This is a genomic window from Marinomonas sp. MED121, assembly GCF_000153025.1.
Classification (GTDB): Bacteria; Pseudomonadota; Gammaproteobacteria; order Pseudomonadales; family Marinomonadaceae; genus Marinomonas.
Map to the genome: position 1 here is coordinate 291,127 of NZ_CH672432.1, position 12,295 is coordinate 303,421.

Annotated in this window: 7 protein-coding genes and 1 pseudogene; 1 reads left to right on the top strand and 7 read right to left on the bottom strand. The window is 35.5% G+C overall.

Translation table 11 applies throughout. The features are described 5' to 3' along the window. Window positions 1–305, top strand: a pseudogene (locus MED121_RS16570) (ornithine cyclodeaminase family protein); the annotation flags it as partial. A 414-nt stretch (window positions 306–719) separates the two neighbouring features. On the opposite strand, the gene MED121_RS16575 reads toward MED121_RS16570, so the two are convergent. From MED121_RS16575 to MED121_RS16605, 7 genes are all read right to left on the bottom strand, one after another. Further along, window positions 720–1,691, bottom strand: coding sequence for an FHA domain-containing protein (locus MED121_RS16575; RefSeq protein ID WP_116371651.1), 972 nt, complete (start codon window positions 1,689–1,691; stop codon window positions 720–722). Window positions 1,692–1,790: 99 nt separating this feature from the next. Next, window positions 1,791–3,965, bottom strand: coding sequence for a YcaO-like family protein (locus MED121_RS16580; RefSeq protein ID WP_207382832.1), 2,175 nt, complete (start codon window positions 3,963–3,965; stop codon window positions 1,791–1,793). A gap of 13 nt (window positions 3,966–3,978) precedes the next feature. Continuing rightward, entirely contained in the window at window positions 3,979–5,178 is a 1,200-nt protein-coding gene (locus tag MED121_RS16585) for an amidohydrolase family protein (protein WP_207382833.1), read from the bottom strand. Next, window positions 5,171–5,947, bottom strand: coding sequence for a phytanoyl-CoA dioxygenase family protein (locus tag MED121_RS16590; protein WP_009834893.1), 777 nt, complete (start codon window positions 5,945–5,947; stop codon window positions 5,171–5,173). The genes MED121_RS16585 and MED121_RS16590 overlap by 8 nt, the downstream gene beginning before the upstream one ends. Window positions 5,948–5,958: 11 nt before the next feature. Beyond that, window positions 5,959–6,849 carry a BMA_0021/BMA_0022 family TOMM bacteriocin gene (locus MED121_RS16595; RefSeq protein WP_009834894.1) on the bottom strand — a complete coding sequence of 297 codons (891 nt, stop codon included), beginning with the start codon at window positions 6,847–6,849 and terminating at the stop codon, window positions 5,959–5,961. Between the two features lie 23 nt (window positions 6,850–6,872). Beyond that, a complete protein-coding gene (locus MED121_RS16600) occupies window positions 6,873–10,955 on the bottom strand; it encodes a protein kinase (RefSeq protein ID WP_050764608.1) in 4,083 nt (1,360 codons plus the stop codon). 598 nt (window positions 10,956–11,553) lie between these two features. Next, window positions 11,554–12,201 (bottom strand): PAS domain S-box protein, encoded by a 648-nt coding sequence (locus MED121_RS16605; RefSeq protein ID WP_009834896.1) that lies wholly within the window; start codon window positions 12,199–12,201, stop codon window positions 11,554–11,556. Window positions 12,202–12,295 lie beyond the last annotated feature (94 nt).

Consider the following 12,295-nt stretch of genomic DNA (forward strand, 5'->3'; position numbering starts at 1 on the left):
CCGATACTAAAGGTAAGCAGGAAGTTGATGCTGACTTATTAGCGTCTGCCACAGTCTTTACTGATGAAGTTGCTCAATCAATTTCATTGGGCGAAGCACAACATGCAGTTGCATCAGGCTTAATTAAAGTAGAAGAGATTACCCCTATTGGTGAAGTCATTAATGGCACTCACCTAGGCCGTACTTCTGAAGATGAAATCACTCTATTTGATGGCACAGGTGTTGGCCTTCAAGATTTAGCTGTTGCCTCGGCTGCTGCAGAGTTAGCAGAAGCACAAGGTAAAGCTAACTTTATTGATTTATAACGCGTTATAAATCATTCGGTGAGCTCCATTGGGCATAAATTTCTGCCTAGCCTCACCTAAAACTGTTTATTCAGTTTTATTTCCCTTGGCTACTTTGCGTCGAATTTTGTAGCAATCTCCGCCCACTGATTAGGTGGGCGTTTTTTAAAAAACCAATATTAAGATAAATTATTTATTAAATTTATCCTTTTGATTTAAATTCATATCCTCTTACCTCTAATACCCTATCTTTCTTGCTTCTTGCTTTCTTTAGTAGAAAAGTAAATTAAGTTAGCCACAGCTCACATTTATACAAAACCATCAAGACAAACAAATATCTATTAAATTTATTTTAGGAAGAATTGACGTTTTTAAGACACAAAAAAATGGCTTTAAGCATTCACTTAAAGCCATTTCTAAAGCGGAAAATTTAGCTTAGTTTAAGAATACATTTTTGTTTTTGTATTCGTCCTTTTCACGTAATTTCATGCCGCCAATGATCTGAATATCTGTTGAATAAAAGCGTATTTCACCCGTGCGTCTTTCTATCACTTGAGGCATTTGTTCTGGCAATGGATAGGCTTCTAAAAATTGCTTTCTAAAACGATAAATCTGAATATTAATATGATTTTCATTTTGACCAAGCATTTTGCATAAAAGATCTTTATCCAACCAGCCACACTCAGAAAGGCTCATACCGTAAGCCTGATCTTCTTGAAACTTTCTAGCCAACATAAGAACCAGGTAATGATGATTTCTCAGCCCAAGATCAACTTCCCTATCATCAAGCATTAGCTTAATAGATACATGCTCTTCGTTTTGACTAACATCAAAATTAAAGGCAACCTTCTTAGGTGCTAGTGCAATATTATCGGCCATAAAGCTGGTTTCAATACTGGTTTCACCGTCGACAAACTTCCACTGTTTATCGTAGCTACCCACCTTGTCACCCATTTTCAGCTCATAGGGACCTGTGTCATTTTCACACATCCAAAGCCCTCTGGCATTTTGATAAATTGCAACCTCTGGATTATCTTCTGATGGCAACACTGTAATACCATTAAGATAAATAATAGGCAGCCCTTTAGTCACAGGCAAAAGCATACTTGCTGGCGGCGTTAAGTCATTCACATACCATGATGTGACTTCTAAACCACCAAATTGAATCTCATCCTTAAGGTTAATACGAGTCTTTTCACCTCGCACTAACTTAGTTCCATTAATAAAAGTACCGTTAGTACTGATATCTTGTAACATCCAACCCTCACCATCCCAAATTGCAACGGCATGAGTACGAGACGCCTCTGGGTGATCCAATTCTGTTTCAGTCGTTGGGTGACGACCAAAAATATGTTGCGGCTGTATGATTACTTTTTCACCAGTACTGCCGTTAATTAGAATTGCCATACCTTTCCCCTCATCCTTAAGATTTTGCACTGTAACAATGCCCAAGTATCGACACAATTACAGATAATTACAGTTTTATGTAAGCCCTATTAATATATTTTATATATATAGTGGCTGCTGATTAATAGATTGCTCCGTATTAGCAATCCCACTATAGCCCATAGCATAAGGAGCCTGATAAAGTCGCTCATTCGCTAATTGAGGCCAAATGTGACACAAACCTGGAACAAAAATCTTTGCTGTAAATAAGGGAATATGAGCGCGACTATAGTTTAGCGCCAACACTTCCATATTTTTGGTTTTTAATTGTGCCACGATGGACAAAATATCTTCTTTAATATCCTGACTTGGCTTAATAGCATAGGTATTACTTTCGCCAAGCAGACTACCAAAAAGGTATTCACCCTCTTCAATTTCATCAAAATCAAACGGGGCAGCATTTTGATCTCGTATAGGGATTAGCTGACAAAGCTCAGTTAATGCCCTTTGCGCAGCCATTTCAGGAATAAGATGGCAACCAAAACCCATTACCAAGCCTCCTGATTTCTTATCTTTCCCAATCGCCCCCATAACAGGCACCCCCAGATCAGACGTTAAATCTAACACCCAATACTCATGCCCTAAATCTGGCGATGGACTTAAACTCTGATCTAGTTTTGAAAGGTTTTCAGGATTTAAACCAGTCAAATCAAACTTGGGACAAACTAGTTTGTTGTACCACCAGATAGCCGTTGCATCCCTTTCTATCAACTCAAAAAGGGCTTGTAAGATCGCCTCTTCCAGCGTGTTCCCAGCCGCACAACCATTTGAGTGCCAACGACCAAACTCATCATCTGAAAAAGGAATATTACTAAAGCATTGAGAAAGTGGTACATACACCTGCTCCTCTTGGGTCAATGACCAAGTCGGTAACCAATGAATAGTCTCATCTTTATAGGGTTTGGCAGCCTGCTTTAACGCAGCGTCAGGATGATTGCTGGTATTAAATTTATGGTATTGGTTCGCACTGTATGGCACTAAACTTTGAAAATCATAAAGCTGTTTGCCAGACGCTAACATATTTGATTTTGAACTTTGCAATAAGCTGACATCAAATTGATACAAGGCAGCGTAACGCTCAATACTTTCGGATAAGGCACTCGCTTTTGATTGAGCATGACTTACCCCTTTACCTAGGCAGATTTGAACAAAACTATTTCTATCAAACTCAAATTCAGTTGACTTATTATTCGTCTTAAAAAAGCCTGTACGGTAAATTTTGATCGGCGACTCAGGTGTCTCACCAATCACTTCTAAATGATTGATCACACCAGTAATCGGACTAACTAACGGCATGAGTTTCTTAACGGTTTCACTCGCTGAAATGCTTCTGGATCCACCGTCAATGTTAAATTGACTGATACAAGCATTTAGCCTTATCGGGGAATTAATCTGGTCCGAGAAAACAAGATCATTATCTAACGCTAAATTAATACTATGAGTCTCAAAACTGGCATTTGATTTACGGTAAATAGAGAGCTTTTTATCCGTTAAATCAGAAGATAATTGCGCTGTTAACATGCGATAAATGGCAGACAACTCTTCATGAGTAAGCACTTGGGCTAGCTTAAATGGATAAGCATGATTAGCATCTGGAAAAGCGCGTTGGAGCATTTTACGTACCGGCTGATTTTCCAAAAGTTGAGACTGCAAACAAGTTAGTAATTTGAATTCTGAAGACCTAAAAACCGAGCTAATACTAATAGCATCACCCGTCAGCTTTACCAGAATGATATTTACCTCACTTTCTTCAAGCACACTCGCATCAGTAAAATCGTCAACTAAAGCAAAAGTAATCGGCAAATTATTTTGCAATAAAGCATGAACATCAGCATTTACTTCTAGCCAAGTAGTAAAGCTTTTTATCAAACCTTCTGAGCACTCACTGTATACCTTTATGAGTATGGGACGAGATAAAGTTGAAGGCTTTAATAAGTATTGCTTTGGCGTATTTATTAAACTTGGTTGATGATAGTCACACTCATCATCACTATGACTAATAAGTGCCAACTCTTGCAGCTTATTTAATTGATATAAAAATAAAGATGATTTTTCATCAAGTTGACCCTTTTTGGCCAAAATATCTTCTACTGCTAGCGCTCCATTAATTTCATCCACAAAAGGAAATTGGGCCTGAGGCAATAAAAGCTGCTGTCCGGGGGACAGCAGCAAGACATCTTTGTTTTTCAATACATAGACATTAAACTGACCATGCCAATGATAAACGCGAGACATAACTTCCATGTATTTACTCAACCTCCTCTAAAAGTGATTTTTTATCTAAATTACTTTTATTATCAGAAGGCTCGAAACCATAGAAGTCTATTGCATTTTGCTCTAATACTGCACGAAGCTCAGTTTCATTAAGTTCACTTAATTGCTGAGCAATATCGTCCGTTGTAAAGTGCAAATGATCTGGGTGAGGGAAATCACTTCCATACAAAAGTTTATCGTGACCAATAACATCAATCACTTCTCTTAAGCAGGGTTCACCCAATTCAATTCCAACCCAACATTGGCGCTTAAAGTATTCAGATGGCAACATCTTAATATTTTCTTCAACCAACATTGGAAACTCTGGATAACAAATATTATCCAAACGCCACAACCAATGAGGCACCCAAGATGCGCCCGCCTCCAAAAAGGCAAACTTCAACCTTGGATGTCGCTCTAAGACCCCCGCCTCTAATAAAGAGACAAAGGCCATTTGAGCTTCCATTGGATGCGAGCAGGCATGCATAGCAAACCGAGAAGTAAACCTATCCGTTCCCGCTGTGGGAGCATGAAGATTAGTGCCACCATGGAAAGCGATTGCGATATTGTGCTTTTCACACGCAGCCCAAAAGTCGTTGTAATCTTCGTGCCCCAACACTCGAGCAGCAATTACTTCAGGTCTTAAAGTAATTGAAGTCCAGCCATACTCAACAACCTTCTCAAGCTGCTCAACCATATTCTTAGGATCATGACGACTTATGACACCCACACCTTTAAGGCGATCAGCATCATAGTCACAATAATCCTTAAGCCAGCGATTGTAGGCATCTGCATAAGCAAGAGAAGCATCTGCTGGTAGTTCAGAATGATTAACAATAAATCCAGCAAAGGTAGAGAATATAGCTGCTTGTTTGATATAACTAGAATCCATAGATTCAAGCTGAGTATCAGGAGCCATTGCAGCAATTCTTTCAGCTTTTGTACTCTCACTTCTCAAGGCTGTAGCAATTTGTATTTTAGGCCCCCAATTATTCAATATGGGAGAGTTACCAACAAAATATATTTGCGGCAATTTATATAAAGAGGGCCTATTTTTTAGCGCCCCCTCAAAATCACTGAAGTTTTCTACTTTAGTTTCTACTTTGAAGTTCTGGTATATGGCAGGTTCTAAATAATCTTTCCATAATGATACCGGCTCCATCACATGTCTATCTGAGTCTATAATTTTATGCATAACACCCATCATCTTGATAAATAATTGGACAATATTTTAAATTATCTAATATCTTGAGATATCCATAATCACTAAAGTCACTATTTATACTTAAATTATCAGTCATTAAACCTATCGCTAAAGCAAATCTGGATGAGCAAGAAGCATTAATATCACTATAATGTAATAATTTATTATGGTGAAAACTGACGCCACCTAATTTCAAATTAACAGGGATATCATCATATTCATTATATAAAAGGTAGTTTTCCAAATGCTTTTTTTGGCTGGTTAAATTGGTATCACTAGCCTTACAATTATAATTCTCATTTAGATGGGAAGACCTAAGATACCTTAGCGTGCCATTAATCGAGTTCATATCAGTCAGTGGTAACCAAGCTGTTAATACTCCTTCTCTAAAGAAGGGCATTTCACTATATTCAGAATGAATACCAACATTTGCATTTTTAAAGCAGCCGCTTGGCTTTATATATAATTGACTTCCCCAAACTTTTATTTTTTTAGATGACGTAATTTCAGCAGCTATACGCCCAATATCAGAATTTATAATAAGATTTAAAATCTGACTAATAGTATGTAATTGAGTTACCCTTTGCAGCTTTGTATTATCACCATAATTTGAAAAACAAAGGTATGGGAAACCGGCTTTAGATTTTTCAAGAATACTTGGTAAAGATGCACTAATATTAATTAGCACATCCTTATTCAATCCAACTTCAGGAATAACCAAAAAACCATCTTTTTCATAACTGTTTTTTAATTCTTCCATAATGACATCTATTAACAACAAGAGAAAGGCAGAGCAGCACCTTCTTTGTTATAATCAGCTAATGCAATAGGTTCAATTTCCTTGTGACTAGAACTTTTAGTTATCACATCAGGGACTTGTGGGTATGAAAGCAAAATTTTATTTTTAGGATATGTTTCAGCAGCCTGCTTCCCATCAGACAGATCAAAACCTTCATCATACTGAAAAACTATATTCATATTCCAAGGGTTTTTATATTCAAAATGCTTAGATAATATTGGTGACTTATCCCGTGGCACAGTTTTATCTAAGATATTAAAAGATTCATTTTTAGGTGTAATTTCATCTCTAAAACTTTCATTGTTCCAATACTTAGCTATGACTTGCAGTATAACAGCAGTAAAATCTTCTAAATGATCGCTTACCTGTGCGGCAGAATGACCAGTAATGTAAGTTGATAGCATATCAAATGAAGTTGTAACAATGTTTTCAAACCTATGAGGAAAATCGACTTTAAGTTCTGCTAGTATTTCTTTTTCAGTTTTAAGGCCACCATAAAATGTCGGAAAAATATTAAAGTACTTTGCTAACAATTCAGCATTAGAGAGCTCAGAATCCCCTTCTGGTATTTTTGGAATAGTAATTAACACACCACTATTATCACCTGTCCAGCCATTTTCCTCAACAGGCTTCCACACTAAATCTGGATATGCAAAAACTATTTCAACACTTTTCCAAGGGTTGATAAAAACGCAATTATCAACAACTGAATGCTCTTTCTCTTCGTTTTCAATTGTTTTATATTGAAGAAAACCCAATAAATCTTTACCACTTTCAACAAATTCTTTTCTAAAGTTTTCATTATTCCATGAGTCAGCGATCGCTGCTACAAATGTAGATCTAAAGTTAATTAAACTATTCATTATATACCTCTATTTATATTCCATTATTTCATCTCGTTTAATATTTGACGAGATTCTTTTTCAAAAAAAACAGCGCCCTGCTTTTTAGAAATCTTAGCCGACAAAAACAAAAGATTATCAATATGATTAGTTTTAACACCTTTCTTTTTATATAAAGAATAAGCAAGGGTATTCAAGATAATTGGAAGAGTAGCCACTTCAGATGTATTTTCTGATTTTGCAAGCGATAGCTCCATGATCTCTACAGCTTCATCAAATTTCTTTTCTTCAATCATTTTTTTAGCTAAAAAGTGAGTATACCATCCAATTGAAAAGTAGTTACTTGAATTATAAAGATCTAAAATAATCTTACGCGCCTCAGAAAGATCACCCTTTGCTATAAAATATAGTATTTCTAAAAAAACGATATGATATACACGATTATCAGGGCAATAAAAATTTTCATAATAACTTTCACAAATAGATATAACCCTTTCTTCATCACCATTAAAAAAATAGGATAGCGCACTAAAAATATGAGAAACTACACATGAAATATGATACTGCCCTTTTTTAGATAGTAAAACTGATTCATCTGCTAATTTTATTGCTTTCTCAATAGTATCATTATGTATATAAGAAAGTGACATCATTGCTTTACAATACGGTAAGAAATCAGAATCAGATTCTATAAATATATTTCGATGAATTTTAGGGTCATAATTATCTAATAGCATATCAAATGATTTTATTGCTTTATCAAACTCACCTTCTAATTGATATATTTGAGATAAAAAACAATTAACTAGTAGGTTTTTATTATCATCTCCATTCTCTCCGTACTCTTCTATTAATCTAAGACCAAGCTCCTTTGCCTCATCAAACTTTGAAGAATAATATAAGTTGAGGAACTCAAGTACTTTAATATTATCAGACATCTCTGATGATAACTGTAAATCAAGTTCTTCAGTATTATTTAATATTTCTCTTATCCTAACAGACCACAACGAAGCTTTTTTTGAAGAGTAGCTATTCATCATTAACTCTGAGGACAGTAATATTTTATATAATTGCAACTCACTTTCTTGATCATTAAAAATCTTAAACCAATCTAAGACTTTAGTTCCAAAACTTAAGAGCTCACTACTTAAAGCCAACTTTTCCATTTTATATATAGACGCAGTTGCATAACTTATCCCTTCTGAATATCTCTTGGCGATAACTAAATGCGATGAAATATCTTTGAGATCTATATACGAGTTTTTATCACATCGACTGATTAAAACATCTGAAATTTTATCACTTATTTTGACCCTTAAATTCTTCTCTAAATTTTCATATATAGCATCCCTTACTAAGGCATGCTTAAAGATATATACATCACCATCAATTCTTCTTTGCTTATAAATCAACTCTTTTTGAACTAGCTCAAACAAGTCAGAATGAACATCTTGAACCCCCTTTGTAGATGAGGAGATTAGAATATTCAAATCAAACTCTCGACCTATTGCAGAAGCAATTTGAACAGTTTCTTTTGAAGATTTCAGCCCATCAATTTTATACTGTAAAAACTCCATTAAAGTTTCTGGGATTTCTTTAACCGCCTCTTCGCTAACAAAGTCTATTATTCCATTTAAATGCTGAACAATGCCTTTACTAACAGCCATACTTACAAGCTCTTCAATAAAAAGAGGTATACCGTCAGTTTTAAGCAATATTTCATTAACTACTTTGTCACTAATATTTTCTTTTCCAAAAAGGCTTTTAATAAATAATGAACTATTATTTTTACTAAACCCCAACAACTCTAAATAAAGGTTGTTTTTTGCTTCAATTTTATTTGGAATATCAACTCTTGAGGTTAATATAACAATTGATTTTGATACCTTATATAACTCACTTTCGAATAGAAACAATAAAAAATCAATGGATGTAGGATCTGACCAATGAGCATCTTCAAAAACAAACAATTTCTGTATTTCAACATTACCACTTCTATCTGACAAAAGAAGAATTGCCACAGATTCGAAAAGTATGTTTTTTTGAACATCTGGCTCTAAAACATTATGAGTGAACTCTTCAGGTATAGCTAAATTCAACCAAGTTAAAACAAGTGGAAATGAAACATTGATATCGACGTTAGGAGATTTTTCTAAGGTTGATCGAATATTTAGCTTAAACTCTTCAGCTAACTCATCATTCCCTTCATCATGAAAATTATATTTATTCTTTATGATATTAAAAATTGGGTGAAGTCCACTATGACGATGCTCTGGTAAAAACTGACACATATAGTGTTGAAAACCACGTGCTAAACTTCTAACCTCATATATCAAACGAGATTTTCCAATTCCAGCCTCGCCTTTAATATGTATAAAAGATATGTCATTTTGATTTATATTTTGAAAAGCATCCTCTAATAGCTGTAGCTCTTTTTCACGGCCTATGAACGATCGTGAGACTCTAGTTCCTCTTAAGAAACCAAAAGCCTCATTCAATCTCTCTCCAACAATTTGATAAATAATTTCATCAACACTTTTAGCCCCAAGAAAGCTGTTAAAACAGCCTTTAAATTCAATATACCCTTCCAATAAGCTCTTACTTGATTGTGAGCACAGCACTTGCTTAGGTCTAGAAAGTCGCGCTAATTCCATGGCAACATTTATTGCGACACCTTCTGGCATGGCATCCGCATAATGACTTACCATGCCAGTATGCATTCCCATTCTAGCTTCAACTTTAAGCTGGCCTTGAGATCTTAGTAAAGCATTAGTCTGATTAATATTACTTGTAATATCTAATGCTGTTCGTGCACAAAGTCGACTATCGTTATCACTTACTGATGGATAACCAAAATAAAACAGTATGGTGTCGCCAAGGGTGCCTGCGTGGAAAGCACCGTACCTGATCGCGATATCTATACACTGAGATTTAGCATCTCTATGAAGGACATCAAGATACTCAAGATCAAGCTCTACTTCATTTGAACTCGTTAAAGATTTTAAAGAAAGTGTCACACATAATATTGATATTTGCTTCCTTTCAATCATGCCTGCATTTGAAATCAAACCCGTATTTATCTGGGTTTCTAGTAGCCCTGCGGATACCTCATCAAGTTTTGTATCACCCGATATCTCACGTTCAGTTGTTATTAAACTCTCTGAATTAGATACAAGTAGTGATTCTTGGCTATTGTTATCACCGACATTAATCTTGGAACCTTTTGGTTGTCTTAAACTAAGATCTCCAACCAATGAGTTAATATTTATTTGTTTTAGGTCATGATAAATAAGGGCAGCATCCCCTGCTCTTTCATTCACCTTTTTGTTCAACACTCGTCTTAATAAGTTGGCAACAGGGTGACCGGCAACAGCCGTTGGAATAGGCACATTAGATAAGCTTAATTGTTTATGAAATATTGAAGCTAGGCTATTACCTGTGATTGCAGGTTCACCCGTTAAGCACTCAATAAATACTAACCCCCAAACATAAATATCACTTTTTATTGAGGGAGACTCTCCCCTTAGCTGCTCTGGGGCACTATAAGAAGGCGTCCCCAAAGTTTCATGCGTTAAAGTAATCGATTTATAATCATGCTGTCTTACTTCATTACTTAGGGTGCCTATACCAAAGTCTAGGATTTTGATGTGTTCTTTAGTACCCAGCTTACTAAGCATGATGTTGGCGGGTTTTAAATCACGGTGTATGACACCTTGATCATGGGCATGAGCTAGAGCATCTAACACTTGTCCCATTAGGTTTGCTGTTTCAGCTGGCAGCAGCGCGCCTTTTTCAGATAAATGTTGCTTTAATGACTTGCCGCTTACATATTCAAAAACAGCATAAACAAGATCATCATCACAAACGCCCTTATCTAATAAACGTACAATGTTTGGATGTTGTAGACGACTACTTAAGGAAGTCTCTCTCTGAAATCGCTCTAAATAACGCTCTCGCTTTTTCTCATCAAATTCAGAGGATATTGAAAGGAATTTGATCGCAACCACTTGATCAGTGCTTATCTGTTTCGCTTTATACACTACGCCAAAACCACCTTGACCAATCATCTCAATTAGCTGGTAGTTATCAGAGTGAAAACGATTTTTGATAGACAAATCTAATGTCACTTGATCTTCCTTAATCTCGCACAATCGATTTGCATAGGATTAGCTCCAAACAAACTTTTGTGCATTTACTTTAATACAATTTATTTACCCCCTATGAAACTCGAAATGTGCAAGAAAAGTCAACCTATTTGCATTTTTTTGCACAAAAACGCCATTCGAATCATTAGATTAAAAACTTTACAGCAAAAATCGCCGTTTCAAATGAACCAAAGTACATAAATAAGACATAAGACATATAAAATAAAAACGATTAGATGTGAGATAACGACAAAAGCCAAGAGAAGTAGAGAGAAGCAAAGCAAAAACAAGGAGAAGCCAAGCCCAAAAACATTCATCACAATGAAGCGATAATGCAAGGATAATGTAAGGATAATGATAAGTTAAAAAAATTGTTACGATGAGCTTAAGTCAAAATTTTGAATTAGCGTTCAAGTTCAACTGCTTTTTTGAAACCATTACATAGCTCAGAGAGTTGTGAAAACAGATTAGCTTTTGCTTCACCTCGTCAGATTAGCCCTATGCCATTGAGCCAAAAAAACCACCTTTCTAATATAGAGAGATGGTTTTTAAAACTATCACGAACTTTTTAAGCTAAAACCTATAAAAGACTGTCGTGATCTGGGCTTTCGCTAAATATATAGCGTGTTACATCATCAAAATTGCCTGAAAAAGATTCAAAAAAAGTCAACGCTTTCTTAGTTTCCATCAGGTAAATCACTATTGGCATCAAAGTATAAAAATAAGCTAAAGACTTAGATACAAGTGAAAACATATAAATGATTAACGTTAAGAGTGCGTACAAAGCTAATCGAAAATAATAATTCTCAACGATATAAAAAGCTGATTTCTTTTCTTTTAATTGAGCATATAGCTTTATCGCCGCATCCTTGTAACCTTTTTTAAGGGGCTTAGCAACATATTGAAAAGACACAACACGTGAATTCTCATAGATTGGTGTCACATTTTCCTCGACCCAGAAAAAACCGCCATCCCGACACACTTTTTTAGCAGCACCACGCCAAGTTCTTTTTTGCTTTAGTTTTTTTGAAAGATTCACCCTTGCTACTTTAGGCATATCTTCATGCTCAAGTACTGATACAAGCTCTCCAACTAACTCATCCATTTGATAGCCAGTAAGATTTAACAATGCATCGTTTGCATATGTAATTACACCATCAAGGTCGGTAACTGAGATCAATTCATCAGCCACCTCAAGCTCCATCTGCTCTTGAATAGCTAAACCCATCCAATCATCCCACTTTAAGTATCTTTAATTTTAGAGGGCGTATTTTATTTGAGTATGATTTAAGGTGATGCTGTCAAATGTCACGAATTAATAA

Excerpts from the sequence above, each read along its gene's own strand:
- MED121_RS16575 (WP_116371651.1), bottom strand. The coding sequence starts at position 1,691 with ATGGCAATTCTAATTAACGGCAGTACTGGTGAAAAAGTAATCATACAG.
- MED121_RS16580 (WP_207382832.1), bottom strand. The coding sequence starts at position 3,965 with ATGTCTCGCGTTTATCATTGGCATGGTCAGTTTAATGTCTATGTATTG.
- MED121_RS16585 (WP_207382833.1), bottom strand. The coding sequence starts at position 5,178 with ATGCATAAAATTATAGACTCAGATAGACATGTGATGGAGCCGGTATCA.
- MED121_RS16590 (WP_009834893.1), bottom strand. The coding sequence starts at position 5,947 with ATGGAAGAATTAAAAAACAGTTATGAAAAAGATGGTTTTTTGGTTATT.
- MED121_RS16595 (WP_009834894.1), bottom strand. The coding sequence starts at position 6,849 with ATGAATAGTTTAATTAACTTTAGATCTACATTTGTAGCAGCGATCGCT.
- MED121_RS16605 (WP_009834896.1), bottom strand. The coding sequence starts at position 12,201 with ATGGGTTTAGCTATTCAAGAGCAGATGGAGCTTGAGGTGGCTGATGAA.